The organism is Acidovorax sp. Root275, from assembly GCF_001428965.1.
In the GTDB taxonomy this organism is placed as follows: Bacteria; Pseudomonadota; Gammaproteobacteria; order Burkholderiales; family Burkholderiaceae_C; genus Acidovorax; species Acidovorax radicis.
Map to the genome: position 1 here is coordinate 405,590 of NZ_LMJH01000001.1, position 19,596 is coordinate 425,185.

The window sequence follows — 19,596 nt, forward strand, 5'->3', positions numbered from 1 at the left end:
ATGATTGCAACGGTTGCCTCGACCGCCTTGCTGATGGGACTGGTTGGCGGGTCCCATTGCTTAGCCATGTGCTCCGCGCCCTGCGCAGCGTTGGTGGGGCAGGGAGAGTCGCGGAGTTTGCCCAAGACGGGTGGGGATTTGGAGGCACAGGCTTCCTCGCAGACGGTCCAAACTGTGCAATGGATGCCTCGGGGTGGTGTCATTCGGCGCACGGCTGCTTTCCATGTCGGTCGGCTGGCTGGGTATGCCGTGGCGGGCGGTTTGGCCGCGCTCGCCATGGACAGTCTGGCATGGTTGACCCAACAGACGGCGGCGCTGCGCCCGGCGTGGACCCTGGTCCATGTCGCGGTGATGGCCTGGGGGTTGATGATGATGGTCCAGGCCCGCCAGCCCCAATGGGTGGAGCAGGCGGGTCGCACTGTGTGGTCACATGTCAAGCCGCTTGTCAGCGCCCCTGGCGGGGTTCTCGCTGCAGGGGGACTCTGGGCGCTAATGCCCTGTGGATTGCTCTATTCGGCCCTGTTGGTAGCCGCCCTGAGCGGCGGACCCTTGGAAGGGGCGTTGACCATGGCGTTGTTTGGCCTGGGCAGCGGTGTGTGGCTGGTGGGCGGGCCGTGGGTATGGGCACGACTGAAAACACGGATCAATACAGCGCGTGCGGACTGGGGGACCCGTATCGCGGGGGGCTTACTCTGTGCAGTCGCCAGCTGGGCACTGTGGATGGACTTGGTCTACAAACCATCGCTGTGGTGCCGTTAGCTTGTTTCCAACCGGAAGTTGCAGAGCAAAGGGGTTGACGGGGGTCTTTAAACCCATGTCTATACAAGGGTGATCTGGGGTGGGCTTCGCGGACGCATCCAAGTGTTGCCGCGCCGCTGCGGTGCAGGCGCAGTCCTTCGACAAGGCCCCCGAACTGGCGATAATCTATGTAACCATTGGTGGCATTGAAGTCGCCATGTTTCACACGCCCCGAAGTGAACTCTTCCATCCTCATCGACATCAGCCAACTGCGTGTCGGCATGTACATCCAGCTCGACTTGGGCTGGATGCATCATCCGTTCCCGGTGAGCAGTTTTCGCGTGGCGTCGGCGGAACAGATTGCCACCCTGCGTGAACTGGGGCTCACCGAGGTACGTTATCTTCCCAAGAAGAGTGATCCAGAACTGAGGGAACTTGTCCCCGCCGCCTGGAGCGTCCCGGAAATGAAGGCACCGTCCTTGAACGGACTGGATGCGGCAGGCTCCGCCGCGACCGTGGACCCGGAGGCGCTGCGCAGGCGTGAACTGTTGGAAGCCCAGAACCGGACTCTGGCAGTCTGTGACCAGCGATTTGGAGAGGCCACCCGCCAGTACCAGGCGCTGGAGCGTGTGGTCTCCGAGCACCCCGACCAGGCGCGTGCCAAAGGCGATACGCTGGTGTCCGGATGTGTGGCCGAGCTCCTCGAAAACGGGGATTCCGTCATCCGGCTGCTGTCAGAAGGTGTCGGCGAGCGCAATGCCCTGCATCCGATCAACGTGATGGTGATCTCTCTGTTGCTGGGCCGCGCACTGGGTATGAAAAGTGCCGAGCTGCACGACCTTGGCATCGCGGCGCTGATTCATGACCTGGGCAAGCTCAAGCTGCCACCGAATCTCAGGCAACCTACGCCCTCGATGATTCCCATGGAGCGCACGCGCTACGAGACCCATGTGGGTGAGTCTGTGGCACTGGCCACGCGCATGGGCTTGCCCGAAGCCGTGCTTACCGCCGTTGCCAGGCACCATGAGATGGCCGATGGCAGCGGGTTTCCATTGCGGCTGTCAGGGCCCGACTTGGGGCGTGCGAGCCAGGTGCTTGCGTTGGTCAATCGGTATGACCGCATGTGCAACCCTGCCAACGGAGTGGATGCGCTCACGCCCCACGAGGCGCTGTCAGTCATCTTTGCGCAGCTCAAGGCGCGGTTTGATTCTGTGGTCCTGGGTGCATTTATCCGCATGATGGGGGTGTACCCACCGGGCTCCATCGTCCAGCTGGTCAACGACCGTTATGCGATCGTGGCTTCAGTCAATTCTTCGCGCCCCCTGCGGCCCAAGGTCATTGTTCATGACTCCCGAGTCCCCAAGGATGAGGCGCCCATATTGGATCTGGAAACCGTGCCAGAGCTGGGCATCCGGCGCAGTCTCAAGCCCGCGCAATTGCCACGCGATGCCCTGGACTACCTTTCCCCCCGTCAGCGTATCTGCTACTTTTTCGAGCGCGCAGTCAGCCCCGGCCCCGAAGAGGCTGGTTCGTGACCGTTGTGCAGTCCCACGGCTGGCTCGACGGTTTGCAGGAAGCTGTCTGGTTGGTCGATGAGGCCAGCCTTCTCATCCTTTATGCGAATGCCGCAGCGCAGCGGCTGGTGGGTTTGCCTGCGGCCTCTATGGTTGGCACGCCGGTGCTGCGTCTGGCTTCCACACCACAGGATGTTGCGTTCTGGGGGGAGTCAGCGCAGGTGGTTGCAGACGGCATCCATTCCCACACCAGCGTTTTGCGCGCAGATGGAGCCCTGGTGCCGGTTGACCGGCGCGTGACACGCGTTCCGGGAGAAGGGGCTTCGGGCACCGTTTTCATGCTGACGATGCTGGACCGGAGTGTCCAGGATGCCACCGAGCGCGAGCTGGAAACTTTGTTGTCTGAACTGCGCGCGACGCTGGATTCCGCAGCCGATGGCATGCTCGTCTGCAGCCTTGATGGCCGGGTGCGGGCCTTCAACCAGCGGCTTGCGCAGTTGTGGAATATTCCCCGTGATTTGCTGGTGCAGCGCAACGATGCGGCGGTGTATGCGCACATGGCGGCCCAAGTGGAAGACGCACGTGCCTACTCGGAGCGCCTGGCGGCCATTGCACGTGAGCCGATGCAGGAGAGTACAGACATACTGGTGTTGAAGAGTGGCCTGGTGCTGGAGTTGCGGACCGTGCCCCAGTTTGGCCAGGGGCTGCCCGTGGGGCGCGTGTATTCCTACCGGGACATTACTCGCCAGACGGAGATACAGGTCAGCCTCAGGCTCGCAGCCCGGGTGTTTGAGTCCAGTCTCGACGCCATCTTCATCGCCGATAGCCATCACCGGGTCCTGCGCATGAACCCGGGTTGCGAGCGCCTAGTAGGGCCTTCTGCCAAATCGTTCGAAGGATGCATGGCCGCTTCTTTGTTCGGAGGGGGTTCGGATGCGGCTTTCATGGAGCAGGTGCTGCAGGGTTGGGCGGAGGATGGTTTCTGGGAGGGCGAGCTGTGGCTCCCCAGGGACAATGGCACCTATTGCGCGGTGCAGCTGTCATGGGTGGCGCTGCGCGACGATGAAGGGCGCCTGGTGCAGAGCATCGGCTTCATGCGTGACCTGACGCTGCAGCATGCGGCCCAGAAGCGCATCGAGGAGCTGGCCTACAGCGACGTGCTCACCGGCCTGCCCAACCGCCTGCTGTTGTCGCAGCGGGTGGACACGGCCATTCAGGGGGCGCGCCAGAGCGACACGGGTTTTGCGATCCTGTTCCTGGACCTCGACCGTTTCAAGATCATCAATGACTCCCTGGGCCATCCTTTTGGGGACCGTGTGCTGCAACTGGTCGCCGAGCGCCTGCAGGCCTGCCTGCGCCAGACGGACATGTTGTGCCGATTGGGCGGCGACGAGTTTGTCATCTACCTGCATGGTGGAGATGCCGTAGTGGCAGAGAGTGTGGCGCGCCGCATTCTGGAAGACATGCTCAACCCTTTCATGCTCGACAGCATGGGTTTCTCCATTCAGTGCAGCATTGGTATTGCGTTGTATCCGCAGGATGGTGCAACGCTGGACGACCTCATCAAGCAGGCCGATACGGCCATGTACCGGGTCAAGGAACGGGGGCGTGGCAGCTATGGCTTTTACCAGCCGCAGATGAACGCCAATCTGCTTTCCCGCATGCAGATGGAGCATGCGATGCGCCAGGCGCTGGGGTTGGACCGCATGGCGGTGCACTACCAGCCGCAGGTCAACATGGCCACCGGGCGCATCACGGGGGCGGAGGCCCTGATCCGCTGGACCGACCCCGAGTTCGGCGCCGTATCGCCGGGGCAGTTCATTCCCCTGGCGGAGGAGTCAGGCTACATCGTCACTCTGGGCGCGTGGGTCATGGAGCAGGCTGTGCGCGAGGCGGCGGTGTGGATGCACAGTGGCATGCCAATCATGATCTCCGTGAACGTGTCGGCGCTGGAGTTCCGGCAGCCGGATTTCGTGGACCGTATCACCCGGCTGCTGGCCGTGCACCAGCTGCCGCCCACGTTGCTGGAGCTGGAGCTGACCGAAACCATCCTGCTGCAGGATGCGCAGGAAATGGAGCAGCGTCTGCGTGTCCTCGCCGGCCTTGGGATTGGCTTGGCCATCGATGATTTTGGTACGGGATATTCCAGCCTCGCGTATCTCAAGAAGCTGCCGATCAGCAAGCTCAAGATCGACCAGTCGTTTGTGCGCGGCCTGCCCGACGATGATGGCGACCGGGCCATCGTGAGCGCCATCATCAGCATGGGGCGTGCCATGCACATTGAGGTGGTGGCAGAGGGGGTGGAAACAGAAACCCAACAGGCTGTGCTGCTGCAGATGCAGTGCGACCACTACCAGGGGTTTCTCTGTGCACCTGGCCTTCCCGCCCAAGAGTTTCGAGCCCTGCTCAGCAAACCATTGCCCTTGAAGGCGCAGGGCCGGCGCAGTCCAGTCCAGAACTGAGGCCATCCTGCTGCTGCGCCACCCCGGCTGCCCCGGGGGCGTTCGCAAGGCTTAAAACGCCGCGATGCCCTTCCAAAGCATGTAGGCCGCCAATCCGAACAGCAAGGACGCGAACACGCGCTTGAGCTGCTTGACTGGCAGGCTGTGCGCGGCCTTGGCGCCCAGTGGGGCGGTGAGGACGCTGCAGGTCGCGATCACTGCCAGCGCGGGCAGCCAGATGTAGCCCAGCGAAGCCGCAGGCAATCCGCTCACGTTCTGCCCGCCGATCACATAGCCCACCACATTCGCCAGCGCAATTGGAAACCCGAGCGCAGCGCTGGTGGCCACGGCATTGTGGATGGGCACGTTGCACCAGGTCATGAATGGCACGCTCACGAACCCGCCACCGGCACCTACCAGGCCCGACAGGAATCCGATCACGCCACCTGCAGCCACCTGGCCAGCCCCACCGGGCATCTGGCGCGTGGGGGCGGGTTTTTTGTCCAGGAACATCTGTGTGGCGGAGAAGCTGACGAACAAGGCGAAGAAGATGGCCAGGAAGGAGCCCTTGAGCAGGGCGAACACGCCCAGGCTGGCCACAAACCCGCCCAGCACGATGCCGGGTGCCAGGCGTTTCACGATGTCCCATCGCACTGCGCCACGCTGGTGGTGAGCCCGCACGCTGGAGATCGATGTGAACATGATGGTGGCCATCGATGTGGCAATCGCCATCTTCACTGCGAGATCGGGAGCCACCTTCTGCGCGCCCAGGATGTAGGTCAAGAAAGGCACCAGCAGCATGCCACCGCCAATGCCCAGCAGCCCCGCCAGAAAACCTGTAGCCAGACCAAGTACACCGAGTTCAACAATCAGCAAGGGATCGAGCATGGCGCACAGTCAGGCAAGGGTGGAACGAGGGCGGGGACGCGCGGAGAAATGCCCTGTCGGAGGTGCTGCAGCGTTTGGTTGCGGTGACAGGAGCATGCGGAATAAGGTGTCTGCGAATGCCACCGGACTCTCATCCTGAACCGGGGGTTCAGGTGGGCGAGGGCAGCCAAGCGTTGGGTTCATCTGACGCGAGATGATCACGCTCACCGGGCAATGTACCAAGCCCGAGCTCGTTGAGCATTGGTTCAAGGAAATATAAAGCCCGGCGGCTTCGCAGACATCGTCATTGTAGGCGCTGGCGCCTTGCACCGCAGATATGGGGGCATGTAAAGCCCGTAAGCTTTTGGGACGTGCAGCAAGGGGTCGGTTCTGCATGCGCCACCGCCGACCTGGATGCGATGTCCGGCAGGCAGGGCCTTGTCAAAGAAGGCGGCCGTCGTCGCCCAGTGCCTGGTCCAGCCGCTGCACCAGGCCATGAAGGCGCTGCTGGTCTTCGTCGGGCAAGAGGGTTTCCTGCTGACCCGTGCTACCGGTTGCGATGGCCGGGCTGGCTGCTTTGGCAGCGGCGCCTGCTGCCAAGTCGGCTGCCTCGCGGTCGGCGATCTCGAAGGCCAGATTCAAGGCCGCCAGCACGGCGATGCGTTCGCGGGCGCGGACCTTGCCCGCGTCGCGGATGCGCGTCATGGCGGTATCGACGCGCTCAACGGCATCCAGCAGGCGGCTTTCGTGGCCCTCGGGGCAGGTCAGCAAGTAGCTTTGCTGCAGGATCTGCACCTCGATTTGCTTCATTCGGCTTCCTTCGTGACGACGGGGGCTGCTGCGGGCAGGCGCTCCAGCAGTGCATCGACGCGGGCGCGCGCAGCACTGAGGCGTGATTTGAGGGAGTCCCGCTCCTGCGTCAGCGCAGCCACCTGGTCAGTCAGCAACGCGTTGGTGCGTTGCAGTTCTGCGTGGCGCAAAAGCAGGCGGTCAACGCGCTCGGCGATCTGGTCGGTGGGGGACGGTGTTGCCATACAGCCCTCGATTGTAGGGTTGCGGGTTGTAAACGGTCGTAAAATCCCGCTGTTGGTGCTCGCGGTGTGGTTCACATGCCGCAGTTCAACGGGAAGCAGGGAGGAGGCGCCAAATCTGGCGCGCCCAGCCTGCGCTGCCCCCGCAACGGTCAGCGGACGAATCACCCGATTCTCTCTCCATCCATAAGCCACTGTGTGCCTTGAACAAGCGCATGGGAAGGCATTGGGGGGTGTTCCGCCAGCCCGGATACCGGCCAACACGGTGGCTGCGTGCGCCCGCTTGGGCGCTTCGCGGCTGTATCACCCATATGCTGGCGGGAGGCCGGCCCGGGTTGTTTGTTGACGATGATCCCCATGAAAATCCGTACCCTCCGTGCGCGCCCTGTGGCGTTGCTGCGCCTGCCTGTTCACCGTATTGCCGCAGTGACCCTGGCTGTCGGCGCTGCCTGCACTGCCATGGCGCAAACCGCCTCCGCAAACGGCGAACTGCTGGCCCAGAATCTGCGCACGCCGTCGCTTTCCGAAACTGTAGTGGCTGCCACGCGCACGCCCCAGCCGCTCGCTGACCTGGTGGCCGACATCTCCATCGTGGACCGCGAAACGATCGAGAACAGTGGCGCCACCGGCCTGGCCGACCTGCTGGGCCGCCTGCCTGGCGTGGAGTTCTCGCGCAATGGTGGCCCGGGCACTACCACGGGTGTGTTCCTGCGCGGTGCCGAATCGCGCTTCACCGCGGTGTACATCGACGGGGTGCGCATCGATTCGCAGTCCACCGGCGGCGCGCCGTGGGAGAGCATCCCGCTGGGCCTCATCGACCGCATCGAAGTGCTGCGCGGCCCGGCTGGCGCCGTGTATGGCTCGGATGCCATGGGTGGCGTGGTGCAGATTTTCACCAAGCGCGGCGAGAACGGCGTGGCGCCCTATGTGGGCGTGGGCATTGGCAACCACAACACCACCAAGGTGGAAGCCGGCATCAGCGGTGCCAGTGGCACCGTGGACTACGCGCTGGGCTTTGCACGCGATGACAGCAAAGGTTTCAACGCCCGCACGCTGGCCACCCAGAACCCCGACCGCGACGGCTACCGCACCACGGCGGGCCATGCCCGCGTGGGACTGCAGGTCGATGCGGCACACCGGCTGGAAGGCACGCTGATGGTCAATGATTCCAACAGCGGCTACGACAGCGGGCTGGGCAAGGACGACCGCAACCTGCACACCATGCACGCCCTGGGCCTCAACTGGATCGCGCAGTGGAGCAGCGCCTACAAGACGCGCCTGTCCATCACCGACTCCCGCGATGAATACGAAACCCGCCCCTCGCCCTATCTGAGTGACACGCGCCTGCGCGGCTATTACTTCCAGAATGAATGGCGCCAGGGCGCGCACCTGGTCACGGCCGCGCTGGAGCGCCGCGAAGACCGCCTGGAAAACGCTCCCATCGATGCCAAACGCTCGCAGGACGCGCTGGCCCTGGGCTATGGCTACAACGCTGTAGGTCACACCGTGCAGCTCAATCTGCGCCACGACTCCGATAGCGAGTTTGGTGGCAAGAGCACCGGCAGCGTGGCCTACGGCTATGCCATCACACCGCAGTGGCGCGCCACGGCGTCGGTGGGCACGGCCTTCCGTGCGCCCACGCTGTACCACCGCTTCAGCGAATACGGCGTGGCCACGCTGCGCCCCGAAAGCAGCCGCAATGCCGAAGTGGCGCTGCGCTACGCCCAGGGCAAGAGCACGTTCTCCACCACGCTGTTTCGCAACCGCGTGAGCAACCTGATCTCGTTCTCCGGCCCCGGCACCTGCCTGTCGGACTTTGGCTGCTACGCTAACACGGCCCGGGCCGAGTACAAGGGCGTGACGTTTGCTGGCTCGCACCGCATGGGCGATGTGCAGTTGCATGGCTCCATCGATCTGCAACGCCCGCGTGACCTGGACACCGGCAAGCAGCTCGCGCGCCGCGCCAAGCAGCACGCCACCTTCGGCGCCGACACGCGCCTGGCAGGTTGGACACTGGGCGCCGAAGTGCAGGCATCAGGCCGCCGCTTCGACACCGTGGCCAACACCAACGTGTTGGGCGGCTACGCGCTGTTCAACCTCTACGCCAGCACCCGCATTGCGCGTGACTACACGCTGCTGGCCCGCATCGACAACCTGGCCGACAAGGACTACCAGCTGGCCCGCACCTACGCCACCGCAGGCCGCACGGTGTACGTCGGTGTGAAGTGGGCGCCGCAGTGAAGCCCCCCCTGAGGCGTTGCGCGCCTTCCCCCCACGGGGGGACGCCACCCGTGGCCTGGCGGAGCCAGTTCCACGGTGGCACTGGCTTCGCGCGTGCCAGTTTCATAGGCATGCCGGGCATGTGTCCCACAGGGTTGCTGAAATGACCAGGTGCCCTGCGCTGCTGATTGCAGCCCCGGCCTCCGGGCAGGGCAAGACCACCGTCACCGCCGCCCTGGCGCGCCTGCATGCGCGCCAGGGGCGGCGGGTGCGGGTGTTCAAGTGTGGGCCGGATTTTCTGGACCCGCACTGGCACCAGCTGGCCAGCGGGGCGCCGGTGCACCAGCTCGACCTCTGGATGAATGGCGAGGCGGACTGCGCGCAGCGTCTGCATGACGCGGCGCGCGAGTCGGACCTGGTCCTGATCGAAGGGGTGATGGGGCTGTTTGACGGCACCCCCAGCGCGGCCGACCTGGCCCGGCACTTTGGTGTGCCCGTGCTGGCGGTGGTCGATGCCTCGGCCATGGCAGGCACGTTTGGCGCGCTGGCTTTTGGCCTGCGCCACTATCGCTCGGGCCTGCCCTGGGCCGGCGTGCTGGCCAACCGCGTGGGCAGCACGCGCCACGCCGACATGCTGCAAGGGGGCTTGCACGACGCCGACGACTGGATGGGGGCACTGATGCGGGTGCAGTCCGGCACCGCGCCCGCTTCGGGCAAGGCCGGTTCGGCGCTGCTGCCCGAACGCCACCTGGGTCTGGTCGCGGCGCATGAGCTGCCCGACAGTCTGCAGCGGCTGGACGCCGCCGCCGATGCCCTGGCGGCGACGCCCCTGGGCCAGATGACGCTGGAGGACCTGCAGCGCTGGGCCGTGGAGTTTCCGGCTCCCTCAGTGGGAGCCGCCGTGCCGCCGCTGTTGGCAGGCCGCACCGTGGCCGTGGGGCGCGATGCGGCGTTCTGCTTCATCTATGCCGCCAATGTGGAGTGCCTCACGCAAATGGGTGCACGCGTGGAGTTCTTTTCGCCCCTGCACGACGCGGCGCTGCCCGACTGCGATGCCGTGTGGCTGCCCGGCGGCTACCCCGAGCTGCACACCGCACAGATCGCCGCCAACACCGGCATGCAAGCCAGCCTGCGCGCCCATGGGGCCGCAGGCAAACCCCTGTGGGCCGAGTGCGGCGGCATGATGGCGCTGTTTGAATCCATCACGCTGGCCGACGGCAGCACGGCCCCGCTGTGGGGGCTGCTGCCCGGCCGCGTGACCATGCAAAAACGCCTGGCGGCGCTCGGGCCGCAGCAACTGGCGGTGGCAGGTCACACCCTGCGCGGCCACACCTTCCACTATTCGACCAGCGACAGCAATGCGCCTGTGGTGGCCCGCACGGCCCGCCCCCATGACGCGGTTGCGCCGGATGCGGGCGAGGCGCTGTACCAGCAGGGCCGCCTCCACGCCAGCTATTTCCATGCGTGGTTCCCGTCCAGCCCCGAGGCGGTGGCGCGTCTGTTGGGAGGCGTCTCGGCATGACTCTCGCCCCGCACTCCATCACCACCGAGCTCATTCTGGGCGGCCAGAAAAGCGGCAAGTCGCGCCGCGCCGAGCTGCTGGCGCGCGACTGGCTGGCGCAATCCAGCGACTACCGCGCCGTGCTCATCGCCACCGGGCAAGCCTGGGACGACGAGATGCGCGAACGCATCGCCCGCCACCAGCGTGACCGAGCCGAACGGGTGCCCGGCCTGCAGACGGTGGAAGAGCCGCACGACGTGGCCGCAGCCCTCACGCGGCTCAGCACGCCGCAGACCCTGCTGGTGGTGGACTGCCTCACGCTGTGGCTCACCCACTGGACCATGCCCATGGGCGTGGAAAGCATGAATTTTGAACAAAAACAGGCTCTAGCGCTTGATTGGCAAGCGCAAGCAGCTATGTTTTTGATAGCGGTTCGGAAAGCCCCCGGCCCCGTTGTTCTGGTGGGCAACGAAATTGGCCTGGGGGTCATCCCGATGGGGCGTGAGGTGCGCGCCTTTGTGGATGCGCTGGGTACGCTGAACCAGCAGGTGGCCCAGGCGTGCCCGCGCGTGACGCTGATGGCCGCTGGGCTGCCATTGACCTTGAAATGAAACTATGAAACCAACCCCTGTGCGCCGCATCCTCTGGGTGATCGCGATAGTGATCGTGCTGGGCCTGCTCATGGCCGGACTGGCGCGGGCGCAGCCTGTGCAGATCACCGACGACAAGGGCCGCAAGATCGCGTTGCCCCGTCCGCCCGAGCGCATCGTGAGCCTGCTGCCCTCGTTGACCGAAAGCGTGTGCGAGCTGGAGCAATGCCACCGGCTGGTGGGGGTGGACCGCTATTCCAACTGGCCCGAGAACGTGGTCGGCAAGCTGCCCAAGGTGGGCGGTGGTATCGACCCGAGCATCGAGGCCATCGTGGCGCTCAAGCCGGACCTGGTGCTCATGTCCGTCAGCTCGCGCGCCAGCGACCGGCTGGAGGCGCTGGGCCTCACGGTGGTGCAACTGGAGCCCAAGACCCATGCCGATGTGCGCCGCGTGCTGGGCACCGTGAGCGACCTGCTGGGCGTGCCCCGTGCGCAGGGTTCTGACCGCCTGTGGCGCGTGATCGATGCGGGCGTGCTGGCGGCGGCACAGTCCCTGCCGCCCAGGGCCAAGAATGCGCGCGTGTACTTCGAGGTGAGCCGTGGGCCTTACGCGGCGGGCGAGGCGTCGTTCATCGGCGAATCGCTCACCCGGCTGGGGGTGCGCAACGTGGTGCCGGCGTCGCTCGGGCCGTTTCCGCGCCTGAACCCCGAGTTCGTGGTGCGCGCCAACCCCGACATCATCATGATCGGCAACCGCAGCATGCAGGCCATGGTGCCGTACCCCGGCTGGGCCAGCATGCGCGCCATCCGCGACAACCGGCTGTGCGTGTTCGGCCCTGGCGATTCCGACGTGGTGGTGCGCCCCGGGCCGCGCATGGCCGAAGCGGCGCGGATCATGGCGAAATGCCTCGTGGAGAAAGCTCCATGAAGCAACCTGAGTCGCATGGCGCCTCCGTGCAGCCGCCGCAGACGGCAGCTCTTCGGGCCGTCCAAGCCTGCGCGGGCAGGCTTGGAGCCGCGGCCCTCAGCCCCTCTCCCTGCGGGAGGGGGACGCACCCAGTGGCCTGGCAAAGCCAGTTCCCCGGGTGCCCTGGCCTCGGCCGTGCCTGTCGCAGCCGCTGCCAACGTTGGAAATAGCGGCAAGTGAATTCATCCACCAATTACGTCGGGCAAAGCCGCCGCGCGGCATGGTGTGCCGCCTGGCTACTGCTTGCGAGTGTGATCCTGGCCGTGTGTGGCGCCAGCGTAGGCAGCACGGGTTTTGACAGCGTGCTGCGCATGCACGGCGACCCCGTGGCCTGGCAGATCGTATGGGACATCCGCCTGCCGCGCACGCTGGGTGCGTGGCTGGCGGGTGCGCTGCTGGGCCTGTCAGGCGCGGTGGCGCAGGGGCTGTTTCGCAACCCGCTGGCCGACCCGTACCTGCTGGGCAGCGCCTCGGGCGCAGCGCTGGGCGGGGCTGTCGCCATGGCGCTGTTCGGGGTGTCGCCGGTGGCGGCGCAGTGGCTGGCGCGCATCGGCATCACGGGCATGGCTTTCTTGGGCGCGGCGGGGGCGGTGGTGCTCACGCTGCTGTTGGCCAAAGGCGTGCAGCACACGCTGCGCCTGCTGCTGGCGGGCGTGATTGTGGGCGTGGTGCTGGGCGCGCTGCGCGACCTGGTGGAGCTGGCCTCGCCCGACATCCTGCAGGCCATGCAGGCGTTCACGCTCGGCAGCACCGCCTTTGTGGGCTGGATGGCTTGTGTGCTCATGGCCGTGGCCTGGGGGCTGTGCTCGGTGGTCGCGTGGATGCTGGCACGCGCGCTCGATGGCCTCACGCTGGGCGAGGCCACGGCGGCCAGCCTGGGCCTGCCGCTCATGCCCATGCGCGCCGGTCTGGTGGCCGCCATGGCGCTGGCCACGGGCACGGCGGTGGCGCAAACGGGGCTCATCGCGTTTGTGGGGCTGGCCGCGCCGCACCTGGTGCGCTCCATCGTGCGCGTAACGCACGAGCGGCACATCGTGCTCGCGAGCCTGATGGGCGCGGTGCTGCTACTGGCGGCCGACATCCTGGCGCGCTGGCTACTGGCGCCGCAGGAGCTGCCCGTGGGCGTGCTCACGGCGGCGCTGGGCGGAACCTACCTGCTGTGGCTCATGCACCGGCGCACGGCGCAAGGAGGTGCGCTATGAAATCAATAGCTATCAGTGCAAATGGAATAAGCGCCAGCATCGGGAATCGCTCGATATTGCAGGGCATTGACCTGCAACTGCCCGCCGGGCGCTGGACCAGCATCGTCGGCCCCAACGGCGCGGGAAAGTCCACCCTGCTCAAGGTGCTGGCCGGCCTGTTGCCGCGCGCTGCGGTGCAGGGCGAAGTGTTGCTGCTGGACCGCCCGCTGGCGCAGATCCCGGCGCGCGAACGGGCCCGCCAGCTCGCCTGGCTGGGCCAGAACGAAGGCTCGGCCGACGACCTCACAAGCTACGACGTGGCCATGCTGGGCCGCCTGCCGCACCAGGCCTGGCTGGCCCCGCCCGGCGCGCCCGACCACGCGGCCGTCGAGCAGGCGCTGCGCACCACGCAGGCCTGGGACTGGCGCCACCGCCCGCTGTCGCAGCTGTCGGGCGGCGAGCGCCAGCGCGTGCTGCTGGCCCGGGCTCTCGCGGTGCAGGCGCAGGTGCTCCTGATGGACGAGCCCCTGGCCAACCTCGACCCGCCCCACCAGACCGACTGGCTGCACACCATGCGCGCGCTGGTCGATGCGGGCGGCACGGTGGTCAGCGTGCTGCACGAGGTGTCGCTGGCGCTGCAGGCCGACGACATGGTGGTGATGGCACAGGGCCGCGTGCTGCACCAGGGTGCCTGCGATGCGCCCGATACCCACGCCGCGCTGGAAAGCGTGTTTGACCACCGCATCCACGTGCGGCATCTGGATGGCATGTGGATGGCGCTGCCCTCCCTGCAACGCAAGAACAACCACCAAGGAATGAAGGAAGTGCAAGCATGAACATCGAATCGGGTTTTTCGCAGGTCGCGCAGTCGTTGCTGTGGCCGGTGCTGGTGCTGGTGGGGCTGGCGTTTGTCTACGCGCTGTGGTCGGGCGGCGCCACGCTCATGGAGGCCTGGCAGCGCTGGCGCCAGCCGCAGTACCGCTCGCTGCGTGTGGCGCCTGGCTTGTCGATGGAAGAACTGGAGCTGCAACTGGTGCGCCAGGTGGAGCCCGTGCGCCTGCTCAGCCGCCTGTCGCCCATGCTGGGGCTGATCGCCACGATGATTCCCCTCGGCCCCGCGCTGCAGAGCGTGGCGGCGGGCAACGGCCAGCAGGCGCTGGCGGTGTTCAGCGGCGCCTTTGCGGGCGTGGTGCTGGCGCTGGCCGCCGCATCGGTGGGTCTGGTGGTGTACTCGGTGCGCCGCCGCTGGCTGCTGGCCGAACTGCTGGTGGTGCGCAAGGAGCGCGGGGTGGCGCAATGACCTTGAAGCACCTGAATGTGCTGGCCGAGGACGACGACGACCCGATGCTGTCCGCAGTCAATCTGGTGGACGTGTTTCTGGTGCTGGTGGTGGCGCTGCTCACGGCCGTGGCGGTGCAGACCCAGACCAGCGCCAATGAAAGCGTCACCATCATCCGCAATGCAGGCCAGCCCGACATGGAAGTGGTCGTGCGCGAGCAGGGCAAGGAAGTGCGCTTCAAGGGCGCTGGCAGCGTAGCGCAAGGGCAGGGCGTGCGTGCGGGCGTGGCCTACAAGCTCGAAGACGGCAACATCGTCTACATCCCAGAAACGGGCGCTGCCCCTGCCGGCGCTTCGGCCGGTGGCGCGGGTGGCGCCGCCAAGCCGGTACCCGCCAAGCCATGAAGGCGCTGATCCTGCGTGCTGCACTGTGGTGCCTGCTGCTGGCTGCGCCGCTGGTGCATGCCGTCCAGGCTGAGAAGACCCAGGCAGCGGGCAACGCCGATAAGACAGCGCCCGTGCTGCTGTGGCTCACCTCCGACATCACCACGGCCACACGCACGGCCATGGTGCAGCGCCTGGCCACCGAGGCGGGCCTGGGCTTTGCGCACATCGACTACCCGCTCGCGGGGCCGGCGGTGCTCGACACAGCACAGGCCCAGAAGCTGGAGCGCGCGCTGGCGGGCGCTGCGCTGGTGTGGGTGGATGCGCCGCATGCCAGCGTGGAGGCTCGCCTGCGCCGCATGGCGGGGGCGCAGCTCGATGCCCGTGCCACACGTTCACCCGGCCGCGTGGTCTGGGTGCCTGCGGGCACGCCGGTGCCCGATCTGGCGGCGCTTGATGCTTCTGCCCGCATGGCGGCCTACCTGCAGGCTGGCGGCCCGCGCAATCTGAAGAGCGCCATCGCCCTGGCGCGTGCCACCGTGGCGGGTGCTGCCATGCCCGCCTTGCCCGCGCCCGACATCCTGCCCACCCGGGGCATCTACCACCCCGACGCGCCCCGCCTGCTGCCCAACGCCGCAGCGCTGGAGGCCTGGCGCCAGGGCGAGCCCGCGCTGCGCAGCCTGCCCGCCGTGGCCGTGCTGGTGCACCGCCACCACTTCATCGACGGCAGCACGGAGTGGCTCGACGCCTGGCTGCGCACCTTCCGCCAGCAAGGCCTGTTCGCCTATGCGGCCTTTGGCCAGCAGGTCACGGCGCAGACCCTGTCCGAGGTGCTGGAGCTGCCCCCCGGAAGCGGCACCGGACCCGGCCGCCTGCATGCCTCGGCCCTGGTGCTGCACCAGCTCGTGCCACAGGCCGCCGCGCTGCAGCCGCTGCTGGCCCGCTGGGGCGCACCCCTGCTGGGCACGCAGCCTTACCGCGCGGGCGATGCCGCTGCGTGGGAGGCCAACGACACGGGCCTGTCGCTGTCTGATGTGCCGTTCTATCTGGCGCAGCCTGAGGCGGCGGGTGCCATCGATCCGGTCCTGGTCGCCGCCCACGGCGCCGAGGGCCGGGACTTCCGTCTCATCGAACGCCAGGCCCAGGCCGTGGCGGCCAAGGCGCGGCGCCTGATCGCGCTGCAGACCAAACCCGCCGCCGACAAGCGCCTGGTGGCCATGGTCTACAACTACCCGCCGGGCGGCACCAACTTCGGTGCCTCGTTCCTCAACGTGCCGCGCAGCCTGGAGCAGGTCTCTGGCGGCCTGGCCCAGGCGGGTTACCGTACCGAGCGCGTGCCCGAGCAGGGCTGGATCGATGGGCTCAAACCGCTGCTGGCCGCCTACTATCCCGGCGCCGATGTGCGCGCGCTGCTGCAAAACGGCCAAGCCGCCGCGCTGCCGCTGGCGCGTTATGAGCAGCACCTGGCCACGCTGCCGAAGGCCGTGCGCGAGCGCATGAACGCGCACTGGGGCGCGCCCGAAAAGAGTCGCTACGTGGTCGAATGGCAGGGCGAAAAAGTGTTCGCCATCCCGCGTCTGCAGGTGGGCAAGCTCTCGGTATTGCCCCAGCCCCCGCGCGAAGAAACCCTGCGTCTGGGCCAGAACCCGTTCATGCACAAGTCCAAGGCGCCGCTGTCGCACCACTACCTGGCCGTGTACCTGTGGGCGCAGCTGGAGGCCGATGCGCTCATCCACTTCGGCACCCACGGCACGCAGGAATGGGCCGGTGGCAAGGCGCGCGCGCTGGATGTGCACGACGACGCGCTGCTGCCCCTGGGCGACCTGCCCGTGGTCTATCCCTACATCGTGGACAACCTGGGCGAGGCCCTCACGGCCAAGCGCCGGGGCCGCGCCGTGCTGGTGAGCCACCGCACGCCCGTGTTCGCCCCGGCAGGCTTCGAGGCGCGCATGGCCCACATGCACGAGGTGATGCACGAGTGGGAAACGGTGGACGAAGGCCCCACGCGCCGCGCGCTCGAAAAGCAGCTGGTGGCGCAGTTTGTGGAGCACCAGTTGCACCGCGACCTGGGCTGGAGCGCCGAGCGCATCGCGGCCGATTTCAGCGGCTTTCTTGAAATCCTGCACCCCTACCTGGACCAGCTCGCGCAAAGCTCGCAGCCCAAGGGCCTGGCCGTGTTCGGCCGCGTGCCCGCGCCCGAGCAGCTGCGCGAGACCATCCTGCAGGCGCTGCGCAAGCCGCTGATCGAGGCGCTGGGCGAGGACATCGATGAGGCTTTTCTCATCAAGCACGATGCGGTGCTGGCAGCGCGCCCCGCGCGCTGGCTGGAAGTGGCGCTGACCGACGCGCAGGCTGCCAGCGTGTTGGACCTGCGCCCCGTGCTGCCAGCGCAGGCTGCAACGCCGGGTGCAGCGGGTGCCTCCGACGTGGTGCGCGCCGCAGACCATGTGCCCAACCGCGCAGCGCGCAAGCCCATCGACACGCCCGCGCTGCTGCAACTGGCCCGGCGCGCGCAGGAGCTGGAGCGCCTGCTGGCCACTGAAGGCGAGATGCCCGGCCTGCTGGCGGGGCTGGAGGGCCGGTTCCTCACCGCTGCCTACGGTGGCGACCCGATCCGCAACCCCGAGAGCCTGCCCACGGGCCGCAACCTCACGGGGCTGGACCCGAGCCGTCTGCCCACGCGCCAGGCTTATGCCGTAGCGCAGACGCTGTTCAACGACTGGTTCAAGGACTACCAGGCGCGCCATGGCGGCCAGGCGCCGCAGCGCATGGCGCTGTCGCTGTGGGCGGGTGAAACACTGCGCCACCAGGGGATCATGGAAGCCCAGGCCCTGGTGGCGCTGGGCATGCGCCCGGTGTGGGACGACTCGGGCCGCCCGGTGCGCGTGGAGACCATTGCCGCCGATGAGCTCAAGCGCCCACGCGTCGATGTGCTCATGAGCATCACCGGCTCCTACCGCGACCAGTTCCCCGCGCTGATGGCGCTGCTCGACCGCGCGGTGGCCCAGGCCGCCACGGCCGAGCCCGGCAACGTGATTGCGCGCAACACCGACCAGATCGGCCAGGAGCTGCGCAAGCAAGGCGTGCCCCGCGCACAGGCCGAGCAACTGGCGCGCGTGCGCTCGTTCGGCAATGCGGTGGGCGACTACGGCACCGGCCTGTCCGACGCGGTGCAAAGCGACGGCCTGCAAACCAACGATGCGCGCCTGGGCCAGATGTTCCTCGAGCGGATGAGCCAGCCTTATCTGGATGGCGAGCCGGTGACGGGGGTTGCGGGCGGCACAGCGGCGAAGGCGCTGGGAGCGCACCTGCGCCGCACCGACGCAGCCATCCTGTCGCGCAGCTCGAACCTGTACGCCATGGTCAGCTCGGACGACCCGTTCCAGTACCTGGGTGGCCTGTCTGCCGCAGCCCGTGTGGCTGGCCGGCCGCACGGGCTGGAGCTGCATGTGGCCCAGCTGCAGGATGTAAGCGAGCCCACCACCGAAACTGCACAGCGCGCCATTGCGCTGGAGATGCAGTCGCGCTACCTGCACCCGGGCTGGCTCAAGGCGCAGAAGGCCGAGGGTTATTCGGGCACGCTGCAGGTGCTCAAGGCCGTGCAGTTCGCCTGGGGCTGGCAGGCCGTGGCGCCCGACACGGTGCGCAGCGACCATTGGCAGAGCTTCTACGACGTGCTGGTGCGCGACAAGCACCAGCTGGGCCTGCCCGAGTGGCTCAAAGAGCATCCGCAGGCCTATGCCCAGTCGCTGGAGCGCCTGGTGCAGGCGCAGCGCCAGGGCTATTGGCAGGCCGATGCCGACACGCAAAAACAGCTCGCGCAGATGTACCAGGAGCTCACGCGCGCCGCGCCGCTGGCGGCCGAGCTGCCCAGCGTGCGCCGCTGGGTGGAGCAGGCCGCGCAGAGCACCGCCCCTGCGTCTACCGGCATGGCCGTGGCCACGCCGCAGTTGCCAGCGGCCCCGGCGCTGCAGCCCGCACCGCCTGCTGCCGATCTGCCTGCACCGCCCGCCCAAGCGGAGGCACCGCCCGCCGCACCCACTGTGCCCGCCATGGGCGTGCTGCTGGAGCGCCAGCCCGAGCGCGAAGCCCTTGACACCGCCCAAGAGCCCAGCCCCGTGGAGCGCATGGCCGGCATCGTGGCCCTGCTAGTGATGGGCCTGGTGGTGCTGGCGGGCGCTGCGTGGCAGGCGCGTCGTCCGTTCTCAATCTCCGCTGCGCCCGGCCTGGCCCGCGCGTGAACCGACCCTTCTTGAAAGCACCCACACCATGCAGATCGAAACCCCACCCACCGAGAAGCGCTACGAAAAGCCCGAGGGCGAACGCCGCGGCATCGTCATCGTCAACACCGGCGACGGCAAGGGCAAGAGCACAGCGGCCTTTGGGCTGGCGCTGCGTGCCCACGGCCGGGGCAAGGCTGTCAAGATTTACCAGTTCATGAAGGTGCCCACGGCGCGTTTTGGCGAGCACCGCATGTTCGAGCAACTCGGCCTGCCCATCGAGGGCCTGGGCGACGGCTTCAGCTGGAAGAGCAAGGACCTGGAGCACTCGGCCCAGCTGGCGCGCGACGGCTGGGAGAAGGCGCGCGCCGCCATCCTGTCGGGCGAACATTTTCTGGTGGTGCTCGACGAGATCACCTATCCGCTGATCTACGGCTGGCTGCCGCTCGAAGGCGTGCTGCAGACGCTGCGCGACCGGCCCAAGGAGGTGCATGTGTGCCTCACCGGCCGCCGCTGCCCGCCCGAGATCATCGAGCTGGCCGACACGGTGACCGAGATGCAGATGGTCAAGCACGCGTTCAAGGCGGGCATTCCCGCGCAGCGCGGCATCGAGGACTGAAACCTGTAATTCCCGCAGCTGCTTTGGGGGCCCGTCCTTCCGCCC

Annotated in this window: 16 protein-coding genes and 1 riboswitch; of the genes, 13 read left to right on the forward strand and 3 right to left on the reverse strand. The window is 67.3% G+C overall.

The window, feature by feature from the left end; translation table 11 throughout:
* The 3 genes from ASE52_RS01890 (at position 1) to ASE52_RS01900 (ending at position 4,714) form a co-directional block, all read left to right on the forward strand.
* Positions 1-759: a sulfite exporter TauE/SafE family protein gene (locus tag ASE52_RS01890; protein ID WP_057223332.1), complete on the forward strand. Its 759-nt coding sequence runs from the start codon at positions 1-3 to the stop codon at positions 757-759.
* 215 nt (positions 760-974) lie between these two features.
* Entirely contained in the window at positions 975-2,273 is a 1,299-nt protein-coding gene (locus ASE52_RS01895) for an HD-GYP domain-containing protein (protein ID WP_035197271.1), read from the forward strand.
* Positions 2,270-4,714, forward strand: a complete 2,445-nt coding sequence (locus ASE52_RS01900) for a bifunctional diguanylate cyclase/phosphodiesterase (RefSeq protein WP_057223335.1) — start codon at positions 2,270-2,272, stop codon at positions 4,712-4,714. The genes ASE52_RS01895 and ASE52_RS01900 overlap by 4 nt, the downstream gene beginning before the upstream one ends.
* Before the next feature lie 51 nt (positions 4,715-4,765).
* On the opposite strand, the gene ASE52_RS01905 is transcribed toward ASE52_RS01900, so the two are convergent.
* From ASE52_RS01905 to ASE52_RS01915, 3 genes are all read right to left on the reverse strand, one after another.
* Entirely contained in the window at positions 4,766-5,581 is an 816-nt protein-coding gene (locus ASE52_RS01905; RefSeq protein ID WP_010460678.1) for a sulfite exporter TauE/SafE family protein, read from the reverse strand.
* 420 nt (positions 5,582-6,001) lie between these two features.
* Positions 6,002-6,370, reverse strand: coding sequence for a cell division protein ZapA (locus ASE52_RS01910; protein WP_010460680.1), 369 nt, complete (start codon positions 6,368-6,370; stop codon positions 6,002-6,004).
* Complete coding sequence (locus tag ASE52_RS01915; RefSeq protein WP_010460682.1) at positions 6,367-6,594, reverse strand: hypothetical protein; 228 nt, start codon at positions 6,592-6,594, stop codon at positions 6,367-6,369. The genes ASE52_RS01910 and ASE52_RS01915 overlap by 4 nt, the downstream gene beginning before the upstream one ends.
* 36 nt (positions 6,595-6,630) lie before the next feature.
* Positions 6,631-6,868, forward strand: a riboswitch (cobalamin riboswitch).
* Between the two features lie 80 nt (positions 6,869-6,948).
* On the opposite strand from ASE52_RS01915, the gene ASE52_RS01920 reads away from it, so the two are divergent.
* The 10 genes from ASE52_RS01920 (at position 6,949) to cobO (ending at position 19,551) form a co-directional block, all read left to right on the forward strand.
* Positions 6,949-8,832, forward strand: coding sequence for a TonB-dependent receptor (locus ASE52_RS01920; RefSeq protein ID WP_057225085.1), 1,884 nt, complete (start codon positions 6,949-6,951; stop codon positions 8,830-8,832).
* 142 nt (positions 8,833-8,974) lie between these two features.
* Entirely contained in the window at positions 8,975-10,333 is a 1,359-nt protein-coding gene (locus ASE52_RS01925; RefSeq protein WP_057223338.1) for a cobyrinate a,c-diamide synthase, read from the forward strand.
* Positions 10,330-10,923, forward strand: coding sequence for a bifunctional adenosylcobinamide kinase/adenosylcobinamide-phosphate guanylyltransferase (locus tag ASE52_RS01930; RefSeq protein WP_057223341.1), 594 nt, complete (start codon positions 10,330-10,332; stop codon positions 10,921-10,923). Before ASE52_RS01925 ends, ASE52_RS01930 begins: the two co-directional genes overlap by 4 nt.
* A gap of 4 nt (positions 10,924-10,927) precedes the next feature.
* The gene (locus ASE52_RS01935; RefSeq protein ID WP_057223344.1) at positions 10,928-11,830 is read left to right on the forward strand and encodes a helical backbone metal receptor; all 903 of its coding nucleotides are present in this window, start codon (positions 10,928-10,930) and stop codon (positions 11,828-11,830) included.
* Positions 11,831-12,045: 215 nt separating this feature from the next.
* Entirely contained in the window at positions 12,046-13,071 is a 1,026-nt protein-coding gene (locus ASE52_RS01940) for an iron ABC transporter permease (RefSeq protein WP_057223347.1), read from the forward strand.
* Complete coding sequence (locus ASE52_RS01945; protein ID WP_057223351.1) at positions 13,068-13,886, forward strand: ABC transporter ATP-binding protein; 819 nt, start codon at positions 13,068-13,070, stop codon at positions 13,884-13,886. Before ASE52_RS01940 ends, ASE52_RS01945 begins: the two co-directional genes overlap by 4 nt.
* On the forward strand, positions 13,883-14,350 hold the full coding sequence (locus tag ASE52_RS01950; RefSeq protein WP_008906167.1) for a hypothetical protein: 468 nt from the start codon (positions 13,883-13,885) through the stop codon (positions 14,348-14,350). Before ASE52_RS01945 ends, ASE52_RS01950 begins: the two co-directional genes overlap by 4 nt.
* Positions 14,347-14,733 carry a DUF2149 domain-containing protein gene (locus tag ASE52_RS01955; protein WP_057223354.1) on the forward strand — a complete coding sequence of 129 codons (387 nt, stop codon included), beginning with the start codon at positions 14,347-14,349 and terminating at the stop codon, positions 14,731-14,733. The genes ASE52_RS01950 and ASE52_RS01955 overlap by 4 nt, the downstream gene beginning before the upstream one ends.
* On the forward strand, positions 14,730-18,953 hold the full coding sequence (gene cobN / locus ASE52_RS01960; protein ID WP_057223356.1) for a cobaltochelatase subunit CobN: 4,224 nt from the start codon (positions 14,730-14,732) through the stop codon (positions 18,951-18,953). Before ASE52_RS01955 ends, cobN begins: the two co-directional genes overlap by 4 nt.
* A 28-nt stretch (positions 18,954-18,981) precedes the next feature.
* Positions 18,982-19,551, forward strand: coding sequence for a cob(I)yrinic acid a,c-diamide adenosyltransferase (gene cobO, locus ASE52_RS01965; RefSeq protein ID WP_057223360.1), 570 nt, complete (start codon positions 18,982-18,984; stop codon positions 19,549-19,551).
* The last annotated feature ends 45 nt before the right edge of the window (positions 19,552-19,596 follow it).